The 22,284-nt window shown below is 34.5% G+C and carries 18 protein-coding genes and 1 pseudogene; 7 read left to right on the top strand and 12 right to left on the bottom strand.

Translation table 11 applies throughout. From position 1 onward, the window contains the following. The first annotated feature begins 46 nt into the window (after positions 1-46). The 5 genes from DK866_RS14135 (at position 47) to DK866_RS14115 (ending at position 8,196) form a co-directional block, all read left to right on the top strand. The gene (locus DK866_RS14135; protein WP_109409419.1) at positions 47-1,837 is read left to right on the top strand and encodes a M10 family metallopeptidase C-terminal domain-containing protein; all 1,791 of its coding nucleotides are present in this window, start codon (positions 47-49) and stop codon (positions 1,835-1,837) included. 333 nt (positions 1,838-2,170) lie between these two features. Then, positions 2,171-3,598, top strand: a complete 1,428-nt coding sequence (locus DK866_RS14130; protein ID WP_109409418.1) for a serralysin family metalloprotease — start codon at positions 2,171-2,173, stop codon at positions 3,596-3,598. A gap of 164 nt (positions 3,599-3,762) precedes the next feature. Beyond that, positions 3,763-5,502, top strand: a complete 1,740-nt coding sequence (locus tag DK866_RS14125; RefSeq protein ID WP_109409417.1) for a type I secretion system permease/ATPase — start codon at positions 3,763-3,765, stop codon at positions 5,500-5,502. Positions 5,503-5,518: 16 nt separating this feature from the next. Then, positions 5,519-6,844: an HlyD family type I secretion periplasmic adaptor subunit gene (locus DK866_RS14120; protein WP_109409416.1), complete on the top strand. Its 1,326-nt coding sequence runs from the start codon at positions 5,519-5,521 to the stop codon at positions 6,842-6,844. Between the two features lie 2 nt (positions 6,845-6,846). Next, complete coding sequence (locus tag DK866_RS14115; protein ID WP_244179710.1) at positions 6,847-8,196, top strand: TolC family outer membrane protein; 1,350 nt, start codon at positions 6,847-6,849, stop codon at positions 8,194-8,196. 461 nt (positions 8,197-8,657) lie between these two features. On the opposite strand, the gene arnT is transcribed toward DK866_RS14115, so the two are convergent. Then, positions 8,658-10,304, bottom strand: coding sequence for a lipid IV(A) 4-amino-4-deoxy-L-arabinosyltransferase (gene arnT / locus DK866_RS14110; RefSeq protein ID WP_109409414.1), 1,647 nt, complete (start codon positions 10,302-10,304; stop codon positions 8,658-8,660). Between the two features lie 359 nt (positions 10,305-10,663). After that, positions 10,664-11,002: a carboxymuconolactone decarboxylase family protein gene (locus DK866_RS14105; RefSeq protein ID WP_109409413.1), complete on the bottom strand. Its 339-nt coding sequence runs from the start codon at positions 11,000-11,002 to the stop codon at positions 10,664-10,666. Between the two features lie 133 nt (positions 11,003-11,135). On the opposite strand from DK866_RS14105, the gene DK866_RS14100 reads away from it, so the two are divergent. Continuing rightward, a complete protein-coding gene (locus DK866_RS14100; RefSeq protein WP_109409412.1) occupies positions 11,136-11,525 on the top strand; it encodes a DUF1992 domain-containing protein in 390 nt (129 codons plus the stop codon). Positions 11,526-11,582: 57 nt separating this feature from the next. On the opposite strand, the gene DK866_RS14095 is transcribed toward DK866_RS14100, so the two are convergent. From DK866_RS14095 to mrpA, 10 genes are all read right to left on the bottom strand, one after another. Next, positions 11,583-13,157: an AbgT family transporter gene (locus DK866_RS14095; protein ID WP_109409411.1), complete on the bottom strand. Its 1,575-nt coding sequence runs from the start codon at positions 13,155-13,157 to the stop codon at positions 11,583-11,585. 730 nt (positions 13,158-13,887) lie between these two features. Further along, the gene (locus DK866_RS14090) at positions 13,888-14,208 is read right to left on the bottom strand and encodes a helix-turn-helix domain-containing protein (protein ID WP_109409410.1); all 321 of its coding nucleotides are present in this window, start codon (positions 14,206-14,208) and stop codon (positions 13,888-13,890) included. A gap of 21 nt (positions 14,209-14,229) precedes the next feature. Then, entirely contained in the window at positions 14,230-15,057 is an 828-nt protein-coding gene (locus DK866_RS14085; protein ID WP_109409409.1) for an adhesin, read from the bottom strand. Positions 15,058-15,078: 21 nt separating this feature from the next. Continuing rightward, positions 15,079-15,627, bottom strand: coding sequence for a fimbrial protein (locus DK866_RS14080; RefSeq protein WP_109409408.1), 549 nt, complete (start codon positions 15,625-15,627; stop codon positions 15,079-15,081). Between the two features lie 10 nt (positions 15,628-15,637). Next, the gene (locus tag DK866_RS14075; protein ID WP_109409407.1) at positions 15,638-16,123 is read right to left on the bottom strand and encodes a fimbrial protein; all 486 of its coding nucleotides are present in this window, start codon (positions 16,121-16,123) and stop codon (positions 15,638-15,640) included. Between the two features lie 11 nt (positions 16,124-16,134). Then, positions 16,135-16,680, bottom strand: a complete 546-nt coding sequence (locus tag DK866_RS14070) for a fimbrial protein (protein ID WP_109409406.1) — start codon at positions 16,678-16,680, stop codon at positions 16,135-16,137. A gap of 13 nt (positions 16,681-16,693) precedes the next feature. Then, positions 16,694-17,452 (bottom strand): fimbria/pilus periplasmic chaperone, encoded by a 759-nt coding sequence (locus tag DK866_RS14065; RefSeq protein WP_036932679.1) that lies wholly within the window; start codon positions 17,450-17,452, stop codon positions 16,694-16,696. Between the two features lie 54 nt (positions 17,453-17,506). Then, the gene (locus DK866_RS14060; RefSeq protein WP_109409405.1) at positions 17,507-20,122 is read right to left on the bottom strand and encodes an outer membrane usher protein; all 2,616 of its coding nucleotides are present in this window, start codon (positions 20,120-20,122) and stop codon (positions 17,507-17,509) included. A 21-nt stretch (positions 20,123-20,143) separates the two neighbouring features. After that, on the bottom strand, positions 20,144-20,692 hold the full coding sequence (locus tag DK866_RS14055; RefSeq protein ID WP_162557010.1) for a fimbrial protein: 549 nt from the start codon (positions 20,690-20,692) through the stop codon (positions 20,144-20,146). A 95-nt stretch (positions 20,693-20,787) separates the two neighbouring features. Further along, a complete protein-coding gene (mrpA, locus tag DK866_RS14050) occupies positions 20,788-21,315 on the bottom strand; it encodes an MR/P fimbria major subunit MrpA (RefSeq protein ID WP_109409403.1) in 528 nt (175 codons plus the stop codon). Positions 21,316-21,991: 676 nt separating this feature from the next. Here mrpA and mrpI point away from each other — a divergent pair. Then, positions 21,992-22,165, top strand: a pseudogene (mrpI, locus tag DK866_RS14045) (phase variation DNA invertase MrpI); the annotation flags it as partial. Positions 22,166-22,284: the final 119 nt, after the last annotated feature.

The raw sequence follows: 22,284 nt of genomic DNA, 5'->3' as shown, positions 1-22,284 counted from the left end.
GTAATATAAAATTTCTTTTACACTTCATGTAAAAGGAATTATATCCATGAGTTCATCTACTATAAAAAAAACAAAAGCATTTTACTCTATCATTGATGTAATGAAAGAAAATAGAATTGATATTGCCATATGGGAAAAATCACACCCTAGCCATAAATTTACAGAAATATCATTTAGTTTTCCAACATATACTGAATTAAGAACAGATAAATATAATACAATAACTACACTAAACAAACCTCAACAAGCTTTAGCAAAAGAGATATTACAGTTATGGGCTGATATCACTAATATTAAATTCATAGAAAAAGAAGCAGGCCATGATACTGATATAAGAATTGGTCTTTATAATAATGTGTTTGAATATTATGAACAACATTCTTTTAAAATAGGCGGTTTTTCAACATACCCTACAAAAGAAAAGTACCCAGAAAAAGAAATCTCTAGCATTTCAGACTATAGCGAACCAGGGCAGGTTTGGTTAAATATTTCTGAAACAAAATATATAAAAACAGTTAATAAGTCACATATTACACCAGTAAGAAAACCTAAAATAGATGCTTTCATGAAAAAATCCGATAATATAAATTATTATTATATTGAAAATGAAGATGATATTCATTTATTTAGAAATTTAAATGCTAATTCTCACTTAGAAAATAATTTAGAACCATCTAAAAAAGGAACATATAAATTTTACACTTATATACATGAAATAGGCCATGCTTTAGGATTACCACATACATTTAATGATAATAACAATCTCAATATTAAAGAAAATAGTTTCCAGTATTCAGTCATGGCATACAATATGCCACAAAAAGAACATGCTGATTTTCATGATAATTTCCCAATGAGCCCAATGCTTATTGATATTTATTTAATTCAACAACTTTATGGTAAAAATACCTCAACTCGAACAGGTGACACTATATATGGCTTTAATTCTAACACTGAAAGAAAAGCCTATACTCTCAATACAGATAGAGATGTAATCATCAGTTGTATTTGGGATGCAGGTGGTAACGATACACTAGATTTTTCTCAATATGATGTTGAACAAAAAATAGATCTTAATGAAGGTGCTTTTTCTAGTATAGGCGGATTAGAAAATAATATTTCAATTGCTTTCGGGACTGTTATTGAAAATGCATTAGGTGGATTAAAAGACAACTATATTTTAGGTAATCAAGTTGATAATTATCTTAAAGGAAATAAGGGAAATGATACCTTAAGCGGTAAAAAAGGTGATGATACTCTTTATGGTGAGCAAGGCGATGATATCCTTTATGGGGGGGATGGAGATGACACTCTTTATGGGGGCATTGATAATGATACCCTCTACGGTGACGATGGCGATGATCTTATTTTTGGTGAAAAGGGAGATGATACTCTTTTTAGTGGAAGAGGTCAGGACATTCTTTATGGTGGCTCAGGTAATGACGTATTAATAGCTATAGAAGGCGACAATATTCTTGATGGTGGATACCATGATGATACCTTTATTATCAAAGGGGGTAACAATAAATTGTTTGGTAGCCAAGGAAAGGATATTTTTATATTTAGCTTAGAGAATAATACTTATGGTCATAACATTATTTATGATTTTAACAAAGATGAAGACGCCATTTTATTTCAATTACCAAAAGATAAAATATTGATAAAACCATCATTAACAAAGGAGTTTTCTGATGAAAATCATAAAATAAAGATTTCTTATAACAATAAGAAAACCACATTAGAAATAACCAATAATGACAAACTAATAAATAATCAATTGACAATAGATATTATGGGTAATTTTAGTTATGAAGATCTTTTTCTAAACAATGTTTAATACATTTAAAATAATATAAATATATTATAAGGTTTAAAAAACTTAAGCCTTATAATAACAAAATGGAATATATAATATGATAAAATCATGACGTAATCATATAATAACATTATAAAAAATACCTAAAGATAAAATAACCCATGATCTATTTACTTCATTAAATTATTCTGACTTAAAACACATCTCACTTCACAATTATTTAAAAACATATTTTCCCCCTCTAGATTAATATCAATAAATAGCTATCTTTATTATCGCTGGTACTCGCCAGATAATTAAACTATTTTCAATATGAAAATAAACTTAACCTAAACTTGATATCCGGAGGATATTATGGGTTCTTCTTTATTAAAAAAAGCAGTAGGATTATCTAATGTTTCTGATTTATTAGATAAGAGTGGAATTTTTTATAATTTCTCAGCTAAGACTCTACCTTCTTTTGATTATGATACCGCAGGAAAACATATCGCACGCGAAAATTCCACATGGAATGGGAAATATGTTATTGGACAAGCGGCAGAAGTAACGTATTCGTTCCCAACTTGGGCTGGTAAAAAATTTAATGACTTTGGTGATAAAAATCCCTATGGATTTAATTCAACACAGAAAGAACATGCAAGACAATCTTTAGATGCATGGTCTGATATCGCAAATATTAAATTTACAGAAGTAGGGCCAAATGTAAAATCAGACATTACTTTTGGGAACATTACTGATCCATATGGCAAGTTCCAAGCTTATGCAACATTACCAAATACCTATGATTATTATGGGCGTGATGTTTCAGGCCAAGCTTGGTTTAGTGATTATTATTATGCGGGTAATACAACGCCTGAATTAGGCAATTATGGTCGCTTAACTATTATTCATGAAATTGGTCATGCACTTGGTTTAATGCATCCTGGAGACTATAACGCAGGAGAAAACGTACCGGGTTATTTAAAATCTGATTATGCTGAAGATAGTCGCCAATATACTGTAATGAGTTATTGGGATGAATATGAAACTGGTGCACACTTCCAAGGTGCTTATGCGGGTGCTCCTTTACTTCATGATATTTCAGCAATGCAATACCTCTATGGTGCAAATACAACAACCAGAACAGGTGATGATGTTTACGGCTTCAACTCAAATACAGGTATTGATTATTACACTGCAACAAGCAGTAACGATAAATTAATATTCTCCGTTTGGGACAGTGGTGGTAACGATACATTTGACTTCTCAGGATATTATCAAGATCAAGTGATTGATTTACGTGAGGGTCATTTCTCTGATGTTGGCGGACTACAGAAAAACGTTTCTATTGCCCAAGGCGTTACAATAGAAAACGCAATCGGTGGCTCTGGTAATGATATTATCTATGGAAATGATGCTGATAATATTCTCATCGGTGGTGGTGGTAACGACATACTGTATGGTGGCGGTGGCCAAGATACATTATGGGGCGGTACAGGTAGCAATACCTTTGTTTATAAAGAAATCTCCGACTCTCTAGTCTCAGCCGCGGACAAGATTATGGATTTCAAATCAGGCATTGATAAGATTGATCTATCAGAGCTAATCGAAAATACCTTCAGTCATAAATTCCTTAATTTTGTTGATAATTTTACAGGTCGCTCAGGTGAGGCAACCATTAAATATGATCAATCAACAAACTCAAGTGAACTCGCTATTAATGCTTATGGTTATGACTCTAGCGCTGATTTCAAAATTGATATTGTAGGATTTGTTAATTACGAAACTGATTTTATTGTTTAAGTCGTGATTTATTGGGTAGGAGAAATAGTATTCTCCTGCCCTCTTTTTACTTACATGGAGTTATTTTTATATTTTTAAAAAAAAATAAATATAAATTATCATGCGTATAGATAAAAAATCACAAGTATAAACAAATAGATAAAAATAAAATCAGGAATAATATTATGCCAGAAAGCAAACATAACAATGAAATAACCAGTATTATAAAAGAGAGAAAAAAAGTATTTCTTTCCATTGGAATATTTACAGCACTAATAAATATTTTAATGCTAGTTCCTTCAATCTATATGTTGCAAGTGTATGACCGTGTATTACCTTCTGGTAATGAAATGACATTATTGATGCTAACACTTATTATGTTAGCTCTCTTTATTTTTATGGGTGGACTAGAATATTTAAGAAGTATCATTGTAATTAGGATGAGTAACAAGCTTGATTTATCACTTAATTCGCGTATTTATACCGCTGCATATCAAGCTAGATTAAATAAAACACCAGGTATTAATTCTTCTTTAGCTTTTAATGATTTAGTCACAATTCGTCAATTTATTACAAGCCATGCTATTTTTGCCTTTTTTGATTTACCTTGGTTTCCTATTTACCTTCTTGTTATTGCTTTATTTAATCCTTGGTTAGGATTATTTGCATTATGTGGTGCGCTCATTTTATTTTCATTAGCTATTCTTAATGAATACTTGTCTAGAACATCATTAAAAAAAGCTAATGAATTTGCTAATCAAGCACAAGTCATACAAGGCCATCATTTCGAACATCCACAACCCATTGAAGCAATGGGAATGTTAAATTATTTAAGAACACAATGGCAAATTACCCACTTTAAATATCTACAAGCACAAACTCAGGCAAGTGATAACGCAGCGGGAGTTAATGCAATAACGAAAGTCACTCGCATGGCATTGCAATCCTTAATGCTAGGATTAGGTGGCTGGCTTGCAATAGACAATACAATTAGCCCAGGAATGATGATTGCAGGATCAATATTATTAGGTCGTGCTTTAGCACCGATTGAACAAGTTATTGGTGTATGGAAAAACTGGGACAGTAGTAAAGAAGCCTATAAAAGATTGACGACATTACTAAAAACCTACCCTGAAGAAAATAAAAAAATGGCATTACCCTCACCTAAAGGTGAATTAACAGTTAACATTAATCAGGCACAATATCCCCAAACTGAACAAGTATTATTAAATAATATACATTTCTCACTAGTCCCTGGTGATGTGTTAGGAATTATCGGTCCTAGTGCTTCAGGTAAATCTTCCTTAGCTAAATTTATTGTTGGTATATGGGAAGTTAAAACAGGTTCAATTCGCCTTGATAATGCAGATATATATCAATGGAATAAAAATGAAGTAGGACAATATATTGGATATCTACCTCAAGAAATTGCTCTTTTTCCAGGCACTATCGCTGAGAATATTGCCCGATTTTCAGAAATAGACTCACAAAAAGTTATTCAGGCTGCAACAATGGCCAATGTTCATGAAATGATTTTACGTTTTCCTGATGGATACGAAACTCTTATTGGTGCTCATGGTGAAGGATTATCTGGAGGGCAACGACAACGTATTGCATTAGCTCGCGCATTATATGGCAATCCTACATTAGTCGTTTTAGATGAACCTAACTCTAATTTAGATGATTTGGGTATTAAAGCATTAATACAAGCAATTCAAATACTCAAGAAAAATAAAAAAACAGTTATTTTAATTACTCATCAAAAGCAATTGCTTTCAGTGACCAATAAACTCCTAGTTCTTTTTGATGGACACACTAAATTATTTGGTTCCACAACCGCCGTTATTGCTGAATTAAATAACTCATCAATAATAAAAAACACCCAAACACCATCAAATACACCTATTACTCAAAGTAATTCTTAATATTGAGAAAATAATAATGATCACAGAGAAAAATGAAATTAATATAGTCAAAAATATTTCCGATGATCCTAAAAAATTCTTAATAATAGGATGGTCTGTTATTCTTTTAGGCTTAGTTGTCTTTATTTTTTGGGCTGCATTTGCACCTTTAGATAAAGGGGTTTCCACCACAGGTAATGTTTCCATTTCAGGCAACAAAAAAAGTGTTCAAGCATCCGTGGAAGGCATTATCACGGATATTTTAGTGAAGAATGGGGATAGTGTGACTGAAGGCCAAACACTTATTCAATTAAGTCCCATTCAATCAAAAGCCTTAGTAAAATCCCTATCAGATCAATATGACAATTTACTTATAACTCAACAACGCCTTTATGCTCAACTCAATGAAAAAACAGAGTTTATTTTAGACTCTACCGAAAAATACTATTCACCATCAGAGAGCTTAAATAAACACTTACAATTACAAAATAGATTACTTAATGAAAAATATATTGAGTTGCATAGTGAAATAAATGGTTATAACGCCATTATTGATGGCATTTCTAATCGTTTAATTCATCTAAAAAGATCAATACTAAACAAACAAAATCAAATTAATAGTTTGCAGAATCAAATAAAAGATTTACGCACTCTTGCTACTGAAGGCTATATTCCCCGTCATCGTTATCAAGAGGTTGAGCGTGAACTTGCTGAAAATAATAACCATCTTAATGATACTTTAGGACAAATTAGTACCTTAGAAAAACAAAAACTAGAGTATGAACAGAAGATATTACAACGTAATGCTAACTTTTATCAATCAGCACGTACTGAGCTTAATCAAATTCAATTACAAATAAGTGAAACTGAAAAACAACTTATTATTGAATTGGATAAACTGGCCAAAATGCAAATTACTGCCCCTATTTCAGGAACAGTAATGGATTTATCTGTTTTTACACAAGGCGGTGTTGTTAGAACAGGACAAACATTGATGGAAGTTGTTCCTCAAGATCATCAATTAATTATTGAGGCTCGTTTAGCTCCTCATTTAATTGACAAAGTAACTCCTGGACTTCCTGTTGATTTAATGTTCAGTGCTTTTAATCAAAATACAACACCTAAAATTCCGGGTGAAGTTACTTTAATTTCAGCAGACAGACTTATTGATGACAGAACAACAGAACCCTATTATCAAGTGTTTATTAATGTAAAAGATAATACACTTCTTGCTGATAATAAAAATAAATTAAAGGCTGGTATGCCCGTTGATGTGTTTATTAATACAGGCGATCGTTCATTACTCAATTATCTCTTTAAACCTGTATTAGATAGAGTTCATACTTCTTTAACGGAAGAGTAATTATGCTAATAAAAAAACTTTCTACTATTATATTGATATGGATGTTCAGTTTTCATACTTTTGCTATCACATTGTCTGATCTCTATTTTTTAGCTGTAAAAAATGATCCTACTTTTAATGCTGCAATCAATGAACAAGTTGCAGGCAAAGAGTATGAAAACATTGGATTATCCCAGTTACTTCCTAGTGTTCATGTTAATTACCAAAATAATCCACGAAATTGGCAACGTAAAGTTTATCCAATTAATACTAGCCAAGGAGAATTACAGAGAACAGAATATCAAAATTACCAAAGTCACTCTGTCAGTGCGATTATTAGCCAACCTCTATTTGATTACACTGCTTTTAGTGACTACAAATCATCAGTTATACAAACGTTACTATCAGATAGCCGTTTTCAAGTAAAATTCTCTGAACTTGTAATTAGGTTGGTTGATCATTATATTGAATTAGCCTATGCCCAAGATAAATTATTATTAAATCTTTCTCAGCAAGAAATTTATAAAAAACAGCTTACGTCTAGCCAACGTTTATTTGAGTTAGGTGAAGGAACAAAAACAGATATTTCAGAAATCCAAACGCGATTATATTTAACTCAGTCTCAATACACAGATATTCAACTTGAACTAGAAAATGCCAAAAATAAACTAAGCTCAATGATTGGTTCTCCACTTCCTTATAATGAGCATATTGCAAAATTAAATAGCAAAAAATTTATATTACAATCCATCACCCCCAGCAATTATGAAGATTGGGAAATGGAAGTGATGCAAAATAACCTCAATATTCAAACTGCACGCTATGAAATGGCAATAGCGAAACAAGAAGTAGAAAAAAACAGAGGTGAATTTTTTCCAACAGTACAACTCTATGCTTCTTATTCTAATAGTGATTCCGATAGTAATAATACGGTAAATCAGAAATACCAATCTGCCAATATTGGATTTTATGTCAGTTTACCTTTATTTAATGGCGGAAAAACGACAGCATCAATGCGTCAATCTACCGCGATGTATCAGATGAGTGCTTTTGAAAGGGATGCTACTATTCAGCAAATTACACAAGAGTTACGTCATCAATATCAAATTTGTACGACCAGTAATATAAAATTGAATGCATATGAACAGTCTGTCTCCTCCGCTAAATTACAATTAGATGCAACTCAAAAAAGCTATATTGGCGGGCAACGAACCATGGTGGATGTTCTTAATGCTGAAGAATTATTATATCGTGCTCAACAAGATTTAATTAAAGCTAAATATGATTATATTCAAGCTTGGGCATTATTACATCAATATACCAATACTCTGGATATTGAAAAAATAAAACTCATTGAAGGCTATTTTCAATAATATGTTAATATAACGAAAAAGTCCTACATCATGTTGGATATAGGACTTTACATTATAAGTAATCATTGATTACTTATTTTAGCTAGCGGGGAGCCATCACTTCTTTTTAGTACCGTACAACGTTAATACACGGTGAGTAAGAGCAATTGATGCTAGACCGATAAAACATTCAGCTAGGAAAATCAGCATAAATTACCCCCATTCATAAGTACATTTTGTTTGGGCGGGGGTTCTGATAAAGTAAAGTGACTTGTCATATATTGCTTAGCTAACTCCGATTTAATGGACACAATCTAAACCTACCATTAAAACGAAAAAGAGCAAAATAAATTCATCAACAAAATCTATTTTTTAACTTAGATCACATAAAAACAACACAAAAAATCAAATCTAAGTCATGACAAAACTTGAATGACATTTTAGCTCCCTATTTAAAACATATAAATAGATTTAAAAATCAGTCAGTTAAAGAAAACAAATGTTAGATCACCCTGTTTTTCTACAATAGGTTTTATCTTTAATTGGCTTATAACGGATAATATGTCTTTGCGCTCAGGTCTGACCAAAACAATTGCAATACCTTGATAGTTATTCTTTTCAATTAAGTTAACCAGTTGCTTAAGATCATAATATTTATTTTGCACATCAGGATATGCTAAACCATAGGCAAGCTCTCCTCTCGTTTCAGTTAAACGAATATCTGTACGTTTCAATCCCCATGCTAGTGACGTTCCAATACCGACTTCATCAGCTAAAATATAAGGCTTATTTGCTAGTTCACTATAATAATGATTAATTGCTTTTTCAGGAGTGCTTTTACTTTCAATTTTATGTGGGATCGCATATCCAATAGCAAGACTTAATCCAACAGAACAAAATAAAGTTAGCAAACGTGTTGATTTAAAGAATGAAGCAATTCCCATCAGACTCCATATAAAAAATCCCCCTATCGCCAGCATCACTTTATGCTGTTCATCTACTTCATATAGTGTAAATCGAGATGAATAAAGAGAATAAATAATAATAGAAACACCTGTTATTCCAAAGGCTGTATTTATTATTGCGTTAATAGTATGAATTTTTTCATTTGGGTTATTTTTCAATTCTTCCATGTAACTCGCAATCAAAATGGATAACGGAACAAAACAAGGCAACATATAAGTTAATAACTTACCACTAGAGGCTGAAAAGAACGCAAAAAAGATAAATAGCCAAAATGAAAAATAGAGAGTGCCTTTTTTCAAAAAAAGCGCAGATTTAAGTGTACCGAATAGAAATCCTAACCAAGGTAAAATTCCGAGAACAATAATAGGTAAGTAAAACCACATAGGTTGTGATCTTGCTGATCCTTTTGCTATAAAACGCTGTACATGTTCAATCCAAAAAAAGTAATGCCAATAATCTGGGGCTTGAAGTGCAACTGAAATTACCCATGGACCTGCAATAATAAACATAGAGATAAGCGCTATTGGCGCATAACAAAGGACTTCTTTAAAACGAGATAAGCTAATTGCTGTAATCATAAAGACTAATGTGGGCAAAACAACTGCAATAAATCCTTTAGTTAAAAAACCTAAACCGCAAAAAATACCGACTAAAAAGGACGCATAAATTTTTGATTTTTTATCTGTTGTCAATAATCCGCTTAAAAAATAATACATTGCCATAGTAACAAACATAGTCACTATAGGATCAAGGATATTATAAGTGCCAATAGACAACACAAGAAAAGAAGATAAAAATACCACTAATGCATTAAATGCCAGAGATTGATTATGCCAAACTAACAAAGCAGCTCGATAAACAAATAGGCTGGTTAATAACGTTGAGGTGACAACAACAATGCGAACGGAGAAATGACCACCTCCAAATAACCATTGTGCAATACTGTTTAGCCAATACCCTAAAACCGGTTTTTCAAAATAGCGAATATCGAGCAAATAAGGCACAGACCAATTACCTGATGTCAGCATTTCCCTGCTAATTTCGGCATAACGAATTTCATCTGGTTGCCACAATAGCCGCGTTTCTAAAGGAATGAAATAAGTTAATAATATAAAAATAAAAAGTAGAAACCATTTATATCTTTCTATAAAACTGACGCTCATACATTCCTCATTAAAATAGAAAACTCACCTTACAAAAACTAATTAGTTAGAATGGTTATATTATAAAAAATTCAATTATTATTCATTAATTTATAATTAACTAAAACACAGCAATAATGACACACAACACATTGAGATAATTACAATTTATAAAACAAAACATATATATACTGATAGAGTTGATTGCTTTAATTCATCATTTTTTAATTTATTATTAATCTATTTTTAATAATAGATATTTTTATTTCACTACTTTTAACTTAAACAAAAAATAAACAAGCTATAAGAAATAAAAAGGCCAGAATGAACTTATTCTGGCCTTATGACTATTTTATTTTAGTTATATAATGATAAAAATCTTATTTACTAAATTCTTTAAAAGCACCCATAGTGTTGGCGGCATACATAACTGAAGGGCCACCACCCATATAAATAGCAACGCCCAATGCTTCTGCAAGTTCTTGTTCTGTTGTACCGAGTTCGACTAAAGTTTTAGTATGGAACCCAATACAACCATCACAACGATTGGCAACAGCAATTGCAATCGCGATCAATTCTTTTGTTTTTGAATCTAATGCTCCTTCTTTGCCCCCTGCTTTTGTGGTACTCATAAAAGCTTTCATCACTTCTGGAATATTTTGAGACAATGCTCCCATGTTATTTGCAATGTCTGTTACTATTTCTTTGTACTTACTCATTAGATATCCCTTAGTTAATATATATTTTTATATAATATAAAAATATAATATCAAATCATATAATTTGATCAAGATAAATTGAGCATGTGTGATCTTTTCTGCTTAAAATAATCTCAAAATAACGAGGTTTAGAATGTCAATTATTGATGAATGGGCTGAACGCCACATTGAACAAGCACTACAAAAAGGTGAGCTATCATCACTTAAAGGTGAAGGTAAACCTCTGATCCTTGATGATAATAGTCATGTACCTGAGTCACTTAGAGCAAGCTATCATTTATTAAAAAATGCGGGTTTCTTACCTCCTGAAATGCAAGATAGAAAAGAAGCATTATCTCTAGCCGAAATTCTAAGTACGCTGAGTGAAACAGGAGAAGAGCATGAATCGCTGCAAAAGCGTTTAGTATTGCTTGAATTAAAATTACAACAAGCAGGTTTAGATACTCAGTTTTTACATGCAGATTATGCCAACCAATTAACTGAGAAATTGGCAAATCATAAAAAAGAAATGGATAAAAAATAAAAAGTAAAAAGAAAAAAGCTTATACATCTCTGTATAAGCTTCTGTTATAGCGAAGAATTAACCTGCTGTTGGTGTGTAATAGATTGGTGAGCCAGGTCCTACTGGTAAATGGAATACAAATACCCATAAGTAGAATAAGAGTGACCAGCCAATTAAGAAAATAACAGAATATGGCAACATCATAGAAATCATAGTACCAATACCCGTATCTTTCTTATATTTTGTAGCAACCGCTAATATCAAACCAAAATAACTCATCATAGGGGTAATGATATTAGTAACAGAATCTCCAATTCGATATGCTGCTTGGATTGTTTCTGGTGCATAACCTGCAAGCATTAGCATTGGTACAAAGATAGGTGCTGTTACCGCCCATTGTGCCGATGCAGAACCTATCATTAAATTAATGAAGGCACAGATTAAAATGAACCCTAAAAACAACAAACCACTTGGCATATCAATACTGTTAAGTAATGCGGCACCTTTAACAGCAATAACCTGGCCAATATTTGTCCAACCAAAGAAAGCAACAAATTGGGCAGCAAAGAAAATAATGACTAAATAAAGCCCAAGCGTACTCATCGAATTCGCCATGGCATCAACAATATCTTTATCTGTTCTCATTGTCTTAGCAACCCAACCGTAAACAATACCCGGAATTGCAAAGAATAAGAAAATAAAGACAACAATAGATTTTAAGAAAGGAGAATTACCAATTAGCCCTGTTTCTTGGTTTCTCAATATGCCATTTTCAGGAACAACAGTTAGCGCCAAAATCACGCACATAACAATAAATGTACCCGTTGCAGCCCATAATGCTTTCTTTTCTAACGACGTAACTTCAGCCGCATTCCTTAAATCATTTTCTTCTTCATCAAGTTCATTACCGTTATATGGACCCAATTGAGGTTCAACGATTTTTTCGGTGATGAAGTAACCTAAGAAAGTGATCAGGAATGTACTGACAAACATAAAGTACCAGTTTGCTTCAGCACCCACGATATAAGTTGGATCGATGATACGTGCCGCTTGCTGTGTAATGCCCGATAGTAATGGATCTATCGTACCTAAGAGCAAGTTAGCAGAGTAACCACCAGAAACCCCAGCAAATGCAGCCGCAAGACCCGCTAGAGGATGTCGTCCTAATGAATGGAAGATAATTGCTGATAACGGTATTAATACTACATACCCTAATTCAGCAGCGGTATTCGACATTATACCTGCGAACACAATGGCTAAAGTAGTCATTTTACGTGGTGCTTTCATTACCACTAAACGCATAACTGCGGATAATAAACCAGCACGTTCAGCAATACCGACACCTAATAATGCCACCAGCACCGTACCTAAAGGAGCAAATCCCGTAAAGTTTGTGACAATATTGGCCAATATACGGCGAATACCATCGGCATCTAACAAGCTAATAATATGAATATAGCCATCTTCAGCGCGTCCTTTAGCGCCCTCTGGTCGGGGATCTTGTACGGTGACACCAAAATATTCACCAACCGCCGAAGAGACAAGTAAAATAGCAATTAAAATAATAAATAAAATAACGGGATGGGGTAGCGCGTTTCCTAACCATTCCACTGTGCGTAGAAAGCGACTGCCTCCCTGTTTTTTTGTTTGCATCATTTATCCTTTTTATAAAAAAACAGAAAATGCACAGTACACAACCCTTTTTGTTATGACTATCTGTTAATCCTATTTACAACCGCCTTATTTAAGATAAACATCATGATAAAATTATTAGATAACATATTTTTTAACTTATTAAACAATAAGATAAAAATAAATCACACAATTACAAATCACTTACATTAAAATTAATTTATAATATCTAAAATTAAAAAATGTGCATAAGGTAACATTTTTTAACATTATTGTGATTATTTATTAACCTTTTACGACTAAAAATATCTTAAATTAATAGCCAGAATCGATTAAACACTCTGATAAACCTGATAGTAACGGTTGTAATTACTATAAAAGAGAAAACAATGTCGAATAAACGGTCAAAATAGGTTAAAAGCTTAGTTTATTTGTAACATAAATAGGTAATTTTACAGTAGATATTATACGTATAACTATACGTAGAATGAAGAATCGATAATCTAAGAAAGGAACGATTAAAATTGTGAAGTTAATATTTGAAAATAGTATTGCTGATTTTTTTAAAGATAAAAAAGAAAACAAGTAATACTTCCCCTCTTTAATAACAGCTCAAATTCATCTCACAATTTAATACTTTTTATATAAAAAAAAAGGGCAAGGTCTCCCTTGCCTTACCAATTAGGTAATCAATCAAAGAAACACATACACACTAAAACACCAAAATTTGGATCTTATTTAGTCGTATGTATTAGTATAAAAAGACATCGGGTGTCGCTTCAGCAATGATACTGCTACGTTTATCAACACGCAGATTTTCTGATGAGGATTTTGGTATAAAGCAATCTTCAAAAAACCAATAAATAGGTGTATTTAAATAACTAGCTAATAAAACAAGATAGCTTAAATCTATCTTATTCATCCCGCGCTCATATCGAGAGAATTGCTGTTGGCTTACGCCAATTTTTTCAGCAATTTGCATACCGGTATAACCCAATTCTTTACGCTTTTTTTGAATTCGCTTTCCAACTAACGCATTAACATCAATATCTGTAAAATCGTAATTCATCATAATATTCACCCATTATCATGATTAAGGCATCGTTAAAATAATTGAACCTGAACCAGAGAAATAGCCTGGTGCAACGCGACCATTGGTATGTAAAATTGATTTAACCTCTACAGGTATGGTTCCGTTTTTAGGAACATCAATTACAGAGCCTCTTTCACCAGGATAACCATCAAGAAATAAATCAGCATAAAGGCTATTATCAGGTCGTAATGGAACTCGGCCACTGTCCGAGCCTGATGCGATAACCAGAACTTTCATTGCTAAGTTGCAAGTCACATTAATATTTTGAGCTCGTGCTGCATTTTCTAAACTGAATTCGTCAATATCGCCATAATTAAGGTTTACAGCTCCTTCTGTTATTTTGCAGGCACCAACGGGTGGCGGTGCAATACCACATAATGATCCCGGTAATAAACGTCCATTTGGAGACCAGCAGCCTTCCTTAGATTCATAAAATAGCCCAACACACTCTTGGTTTGAGGTCAGAGGATCACCATCATGTCTTGCCGTTCCTTGTATTGGAAAACTCTCTACTCTCATAACGGCATCACGAACCCCCGCTAAATAAGGTTCTTTTTCAACGCGAACAATACTTCTTACTGCCGAACCTGGAGAGCCATTAGCATCATGCTTATGGTTAATTGTTATCCAGCATTTACTCCAGCCATAACAAGGGTTGGGAGTATAAGGGTCTTCAGGGTCCCAGCGTTGAATAACATAGGTATATGTGGCGTGAGCAGGCTCACCTTCGGAATGTGTTATATAAGAAAAAATAGATGCCATCGCCGGTGCTGAAAACAGCAAACCTATTGCAATACATAAAGCTGGAAATCGCTTTAATATAGACATAGAAAACCTCAACCCTAATAATTAGTCATAATTCAAATGGAATGTGGCTATTGCACTAAATGGACCGCGTTTAATGGATTGATTGGCAATCGCATCCGGTTCCCCTTGAATAAAGGCATAAAAATTTAAAATAGTGTCATCCGCATTTAATGAAAGTTTGTCTGTCTCTTTATTAACAGGTAAGGCATTTCCATTCTCAGACTCCAATCCAACCGCAATTCCTGCCGCTTGGCTACTTGAGCTAATCGCTAAAAAGCCTTGCCCTGCCATGGCTTGGTTTTCATCCCCTTTAAATGTAATTTTGACGCTTTTACCAATCGTGAGATCACATTCAGATAAGCGAATTTGAAATAATTTGCTTGGTGTTCTTTGATATGCATAAAGATTTTTATCAGGAATATTGCCAAAATCTAATTCAACGGTTTCATCACCAGGTTTTATGGTGCAAGGCTCATCAACTAATATGCCGTGAAAGTACATATTGTCTGGTGCAGAAAACGCCGTTGATGTTAATCCCATAAATGTGATAAAGCCCAAAACGAACGGGATCGATAATCTTTTCATTTTCATCAATACGCTCCTATTGGTATTCAGCAAGAAGTGTTGCTGAAACTTCAAATGCACCTTCAGGTAGCGTGCTACCCGGTCTTTTAACCGGCACAGCTTGGATCACTGGAGGATTATCCGGTGATATCGCAATGCGTTCGTTTAATTTAAAAGGCTGGCCATCTTGTGTGAGATGAATACCTAAATCAGGAATATTGGTTTGTAGCGCAGCTTCATCAAACTGTGTTTTAGGTCCAATAATAGAAAGACCTAAATCCCATCCTTTTAAATTTGGATCGCAGACCAGTTGATAATTCACTGATTCGGTGTAATTAATACCATCTACTTTATGAATACCCACGTTGTGTCCAAAATAGACATCAATCAGTTGGTTATTGCTGATAACACAAGGAGGTGGAACTAATAAGGTGCCAAATAATTTCATATTCGGTGTATCTGCACCCATGACAGTGTAAGAATTCAGTAATGCAATCAGGCATATGTATTTTAATTTATTCATTTTCTGGCCCCTTACTGATAATCCACATGCAACGTGCCACTAGCGACAAAATCGCCACCACTTAATGTGGCACTCTGATCACGAACAGGAATAGCTTCTAAATCAGGCAAATTAGGGTAGGTAAAATTAATCGCTTTGCCTAAATCTAATAATTGGCCTTGATATAAAATACGCACCCCTAATCCCGTAATATCTGTTTGTAGTGCATTTGAATCGAATCCAGTTGCGCTGCCAGTGATATAAACCTTCATTGCATTTGTCGGCATCTTTTGGCACGTCGCAGTATAGTGAACTGGCTGTTTATAATTTGCGCCATCAATACGCGTACTCATCACTTCGCCAAAATTTACCTCAATCATTTTGCCGTCATTGATCAAACAAGGCGGTGGGGCAATAACATTCCCAGTAATATTGATATAAACAATTCCTGGAATAACATCTTTCACCGTTCTAGCGGGTAAATTCGCAACAGCAGTAAAACTTAGGCCTCCAGTAAATGTTGCCAGAATAAAACTCAACACTGCTTTGCTTGGGCTAAACCGCTGTTCCATTTTCATAAAATAGACCTATTTAGTATCCTGCTGATGTTTCTGTCACTTTGCATTCATTGCCATTACAGCTAAATTTCATCTGTGGACGTCCACCATAATCATTGATGTAACTTAATACTGGTGACGCACCAAATGCAGAAGCATTTAGGTTTATCGTGCCTGTGCTTTTAGGCGCAATCATTAATGGCTGAAAACCATCAAGACTTTTCCCTTGTAACCCTGTCAATCCATCAACTAATGTTACGTAGTAAGGTGTTGGGTTATTCACTTCGTAACGATCACCTTTTTTCGTTAAGATGATTTTTTCTTGCCAAGGATGAGTCAGATCTGTTTGAGTGGCATAAATAGCCGCTGGGCGATAAAACAACTTAATTCGTGTTTGTAATGCAATTTGCAACACGTTGGGTTTATCACTACGAGGTGGAATTTCACGCAAGTTAAAATAGAAAACGCTTTCTCTATCTTGTGGTAACTTGGCAATATCAGGCAATGACTGCACTTTTACTTGGCTTTTATCGCCTGGTTCAATACGTTGGATTGGTGGTAAAACCAGTAATGGAGAATCAATACGTTCACCATTCTCATTTTCCATCCAACCTTGTGCTAAATAAGGCAGCTCTTTATTTTGATTACTGACATTTAAACTAATTGATTTATCCGCGCCATTAAAAATGACGCGCGTTCTATCTAAAGCAATCGCGGCAATGGCTTGACTAGTAAACATCATTCCAGTCAATAAAGTGGTTGTTACAACAAATAAGCGCTTTAATAACATCATTTTAAATTACTCTTTTTGTCTGAAATTATTGTTATCTTTCCCTTTTGCCTAACCTTATTTTGTGATCAATTGAGGTTTAGGTAAGGGTTCGGTTCTTTGATTGATTGTTGATGGTGTGGTATTACCATCACCACAAGTTAGTAATAATGAAGATATAAACATGCCTTCAACTAATGTCGGGATCTGAACTTTGCACTGTGCTTGTCCATTCCAACGCACACTCAACACATCGCCACTATTAATACCTGTCAGGTAGACATTTCCACCATCATTGACAATACCGAGCTCTCGGCCTTTATCAGTTGTGACACTGGCACCAAATGGTGGATAAGTTCCGTCTTGTAAACGAATGATAGCCATGGCTTTTTGTCCCGACACTACATCAAAGTGACGGTAGCCTATTGCGCCTTCTGTTAGGGTTAGTTGTTGAATTGAGCGTAATGCTTCAGCGTTATCAGGCATCTGATCAAGGTCGATACTGGCACTACTACGGTAATAATCATTAATATCAGGCAGTATGGCTTTACCAAAAGCATTGGTACGAGTAATAGCACCGATACTCTTCACTGGTACATCAGAAATACCATCTGTATCAATAAGTAAACGAGTACTACCTGTACGACTTGTACGGTGTAATGCCCCACCTTTTGGTGTCAATGTTGCCCCACCTTGCAATGATAATGTGGCTGATGTGTATTCATCATTTATATGGCTCGCACTGGCAGTGATTAATGCTGCATCAGCGTAATGCATGAGATAGGCATCTGCAGATGGTTTACCGTTACTACTTAAACCAGCACCAACACGATAGCTACTATTGTCATCAATACGATCGTAATAACTGACGTTATGTGAATTACCGTGTTTGTTAATCACGGTGTTGTAGCTAATGGTTGCACGATCGCTCCAAGGCATACTGACATTCATATAAATGCCATTATCATTGGTGCCATTGAATTTATTACGAAACGCCGACAGACTGAGATTGATGTTTTTAAAGCGACCAATATCCATCGCTTTGGCTAATGACAAGTTATAGTTATCATTATTAGGCTTATTCCAATAAGTCTGATGGCTATAGTTTAAGTAAGCACTTAATCCCCATTCAGGGAACTGCTTACTAAACATAATGGTATAAAGCTCTTTATTGTTATCTTCTTCACCATCACGATAACGGCGATCTAAATATTGGTTCATACTCATAAAATCACGTTCAGAGAATCGATAGCCTGCGAATGTCACTTGGCTATTTATTTGTTCAAAACGTTTTGAGTAACTTAAGCGATAAGAACCACCGTGATAGCGCTTGTTATCACTTGGAATTTTGGCCCAAGAATGTGTTGCATCAAAAGAGATGGCCCCCAACGCCATTAAGTCACGACCAATACCAGCAGAAACAGAGTTATAATCGCCAGAGACTAATGAACCACCATAAAGTGACCAACCATTACTAATACCCCACGAAAATTCACCCATACCAAAAATAGGGCCTTCGGTATTACGGTTCATATCTGACGGTTTACCTGCAGATAATTTATATTGCACTCGGCCAGGACGTGTTAAATAAGGAATACTCGCAGTATCCATTTGGAATTCTTGAACAGATCCATCTTGTTCTTCAACACGTACATCTAATTTGCCGCTCACTGCATCATTAATGTCCTGAATACGAAACGGCCCTGGAGCAACCTGAGTTTCATAGATCACACGACCTTGTTGGCTAATCGTCACCTTCGCATTCGTTTTTGCGACCCCCGTTACTTCAGGGGCATACCCCCTTAAGTTAGGCGGTAGCATATTGTCATCCGTAGATAAATTAATCCCAGTAAAACGGAAGTTATCGAAAATGTCAGAGCGTGAATAAGTCTCCCCCATCACAAGGCGAGCACCTAATTGGGTGATTGCTCTATAAAGATAAAGCTGGTTCCATTTCCAACTATTTTCAGTGCTATCGGGAAGACCCGTTGTATGCTGATAACTTGCTTGCCAATCAGCACGGAAACGCCAAACCCCTAGGTTTGCGCCCACGGTTCCTAAACCTGTAACTTGTTGACGTTGTTTTCCTTTAGCGGGATCTGTCACGTTAGCATTGACGTTATAGTCAAAAAGCACTCCTGAGATACCGTGATCCCAACGAGAAGGTGGATCCCAGTTTGGTGCTGAATATTCAAGATAAGCTTGAGGAATAGTCAGAATAAGATTGCCACTTCCTAGACTTGCATTTACTGTCATTCCAGGAATGGAAGAGATATCAAGACAACTTCCATTATCTTGATATTTAACTTTTTCAGCCCATTCAGGTTTAAGGCCTATTTGATGGATCAATTCTGGAGGTAAGCAAGGTTCACTACCTTTAGGATCATTGGCAGGCACTACATAATTAATGTTATAAAGTTCAGGGAGTTCATTATTGTTAACACGAACAACAAACTCATATCGGCCAGGCATAATATAGCCCGCACGAGAGAAATCTGATAAGTCGATATTTTGCTTATCTTTTAGATCCAGAATATCGGCATTAAATTCAATATCACTATTTGCTAAAGCTGAACTTGAAATACTGGAAGCCCCAGTAAGGATTAAATAGATCAGTACAGCAACAGGCCGAATAGTATGTTGTTTTTTCTTTTTTTCCGTCCCTAAACCAACGGTTTTGAATGATCTCGCCATAAATTATCCAACCCGATCCATTTAATAGTATTCCAGCTTAAATCGCAGCGTTGTACGGTAATTCCCTGCTTTGGGTATTTCGTTATTTTTGACTATTCGCGCTTGATAAAGTAACGCCATTGATTTCGAATCAATACCAACAGGGGGCAATGGTTGCCCTGGAATAGCTTGTCTACCATAACGATCAGCTATCGCTAATGATGCACCTCTTGCTTCACCAGAAAGCGTAAAATTACCATTTTCGTTAGAAGGTCCTTCAAACGTTGCAATAAAACGAGGGTTGTCCGCTTCCTGACCTTTTTGTTCAATTAGCGTACATTCCGTTAATCTGATAGAAAAATACTCAATAGGTCCTCGCCCTTCAGTCACTAGCATTGGAATAGAAACCGTTGTCAGTGGAATAACTTGTTCACCACTTCCTGCTGCAATCGTGCAAGATGGTTCTAAGATCGAGCCTGAAAGATTAAGTACCCCAAATCGCTGATGCATGTTTTTATCTTGTTTTACATCACTTGCTATTACCGATGTTGTCAGTAAGCTGGCAATAAGGCATAGCCATAGTGGTGTCATCTTGCGATTCATATTTTTCTCCGTAAGAAAAAAATCGTTAAAAATAGACACAGGAAATAAAGCCCTGTACATCCATGTACAGAACTTATTTTTTCTTACTGATAAGTCAGTGCGAAAGTTGCAATTGCAGTGAAGTCACCTGGAACAGCGGCTTCTGCAGCAGAACCTTGTAGGTAAGCAGCGAAGTTCAGGTCATTATTACCATCACGTAAGTTTTGAGCTGCACTTGGTGTACCTAATTTGATTTGTTTACCACCCGCATCAGTGATAACAACAGCAGCATTTTTAGCGATACCTTCAATACCTAAAGAGCCTGCTAAAATGTCTGCATCTTCTGAACCAGTGAAGGTTGTTTGAACTGTTTTATAAGTTTCAGTTGTGCAATTTTCTAAAGAAATTTTGAAATCACGAGAATTACTACGGCCACCATCTTTTAATGCAGCAGTAGAAATTTGACCTAATGGAACAGTTTGATTTTCTGAATCAGGATGAATAGAACAAGGTGCATCAATAATTGAACCAACAAATTTAACAGTACCGTGACCTTGGTCAGCAGCAAATGCAGAACCCGCAGCAACAGATAAACCTAAGCCAAGAACTAACGCTAATTTATTTAATTTCATCTTTTTGTTTCCTAAAATATAAAGGACGAAGACATTAAAAATAATAAATTCATTAGGATTGAATTATTCCTAATTGAATGACTCATTATTGAGTTTTTTAATTTTGGTATACTTGTGCCCGTCCAAAACGAAATTAAATTTCGTTAGAAACAAAACAAAATACACCAAATTGTTTACTATTATTCTCTGGCTTCTCACTTAAGTCAAATTTAATGTTCATCACATATCATCATTTATTTAACATATTGATATTTATCATTATTTCAAAAATCAAATATGATTAGTTACTTTGTTTAAAATCTAGAAATAAATTTTTTTACTTTTTTCACAAATTATAGTAATTGCACTTAGAATTATAAACTCTTTTTCTGATATTTAAAGTCAGATTATCTAAATGTGTTTAATTTCGAGATGAAAATTTTTAACAAAACAATTTGGTGTATTCTGTTTATTTCTCTAAAGATGGCCGAATTCCTACCTATACTCATTTTTCGCTTTGTCAATCAATCACTTTCATTTTCTAAAAATAAATAAACTTTCAATAAATTTGTTTAAAATTAACAAGTAAAAGCGCAAGCATAAAAAAAACACAACTCTTTATTGATACCTATTACTTGTTATAGTTATGTATCAATTGACTTTTGTTCCTTGTTATCTCATTGAAAAGGTTATGAAAATGAAGCAACGTAAGTTTCTTACACGTTTTGAGATCAACTCTATTTTGAAGCAAGCAAAAGAAGGACGATATCCAGAAAGAGATTACTGTATGTTTTTAATGTGTTTTTTACATGGATTTCGTGTTAGTGAGCTATGCAGACTAACCTTAAGCGATATCGATTTGGAAAGTAGGTGATCTGCTTTAATCAAACAGGACACTTTAATAATGGAATATAATCCAATTATTGAGGTGTTAAATGAAAAAACGAACAAATAGATTTTATACTACTGAGTTTAAGCAAGAAGCGGTCG

Origin of the sequence: Proteus genomosp. 4 str. ATCC 51469 (genome assembly GCF_003144375.1) — a bacterium.
Classification (GTDB): Bacteria; Pseudomonadota; Gammaproteobacteria; order Enterobacterales; family Enterobacteriaceae; genus Proteus.
Note: the sequence above shows the minus strand (reverse complement) of the source record. Positions and strands in the feature narration are given on the sequence as shown.

What these genes read in the sequence shown, in the direction of transcription:
- DK866_RS14135 (WP_109409419.1), top strand. Translation starts at nt 47, where the DNA reads ATGAGTTCATCTACTATAAAAAAAACAAAAGCATTTTACTCTATCATT.
- DK866_RS14130 (WP_109409418.1), top strand. Translation starts at nt 2,171, where the DNA reads ATGGGTTCTTCTTTATTAAAAAAAGCAGTAGGATTATCTAATGTTTCT.
- DK866_RS14125 (WP_109409417.1), top strand. Translation starts at nt 3,763, where the DNA reads ATGCCAGAAAGCAAACATAACAATGAAATAACCAGTATTATAAAAGAG.
- DK866_RS14120 (WP_109409416.1), top strand. Translation starts at nt 5,519, where the DNA reads ATGATCACAGAGAAAAATGAAATTAATATAGTCAAAAATATTTCCGAT.
- DK866_RS14115 (WP_244179710.1), top strand. Translation starts at nt 6,847, where the DNA reads ATGCTAATAAAAAAACTTTCTACTATTATATTGATATGGATGTTCAGT.
- arnT (WP_109409414.1), bottom strand. Translation starts at nt 10,304, where the DNA reads ATGAGCGTCAGTTTTATAGAAAGATATAAATGGTTTCTACTTTTTATT.
- DK866_RS14105 (WP_109409413.1), bottom strand. Translation starts at nt 11,002, where the DNA reads ATGAGTAAGTACAAAGAAATAGTAACAGACATTGCAAATAACATGGGA.
- DK866_RS14100 (WP_109409412.1), top strand. Translation starts at nt 11,136, where the DNA reads ATGTCAATTATTGATGAATGGGCTGAACGCCACATTGAACAAGCACTA.
- DK866_RS14095 (WP_109409411.1), bottom strand. Translation starts at nt 13,157, where the DNA reads ATGCAAACAAAAAAACAGGGAGGCAGTCGCTTTCTACGCACAGTGGAA.
- DK866_RS14090 (WP_109409410.1), bottom strand. Translation starts at nt 14,208, where the DNA reads ATGATGAATTACGATTTTACAGATATTGATGTTAATGCGTTAGTTGGA.
- DK866_RS14085 (WP_109409409.1), bottom strand. Translation starts at nt 15,057, where the DNA reads ATGTCTATATTAAAGCGATTTCCAGCTTTATGTATTGCAATAGGTTTG.
- DK866_RS14080 (WP_109409408.1), bottom strand. Translation starts at nt 15,627, where the DNA reads ATGAAAATGAAAAGATTATCGATCCCGTTCGTTTTGGGCTTTATCACA.
- DK866_RS14075 (WP_109409407.1), bottom strand. Translation starts at nt 16,123, where the DNA reads ATGAATAAATTAAAATACATATGCCTGATTGCATTACTGAATTCTTAC.
- DK866_RS14070 (WP_109409406.1), bottom strand. Translation starts at nt 16,680, where the DNA reads ATGAAAATGGAACAGCGGTTTAGCCCAAGCAAAGCAGTGTTGAGTTTT.
- DK866_RS14065 (WP_036932679.1), bottom strand. Translation starts at nt 17,452, where the DNA reads ATGATGTTATTAAAGCGCTTATTTGTTGTAACAACCACTTTATTGACT.
- DK866_RS14060 (WP_109409405.1), bottom strand. Translation starts at nt 20,122, where the DNA reads ATGGCGAGATCATTCAAAACCGTTGGTTTAGGGACGGAAAAAAAGAAA.
- DK866_RS14055 (WP_162557010.1), bottom strand. Translation starts at nt 20,692, where the DNA reads ATGACACCACTATGGCTATGCCTTATTGCCAGCTTACTGACAACATCG.
- mrpA (WP_109409403.1), bottom strand. Translation starts at nt 21,315, where the DNA reads ATGAAATTAAATAAATTAGCGTTAGTTCTTGGCTTAGGTTTATCTGTT.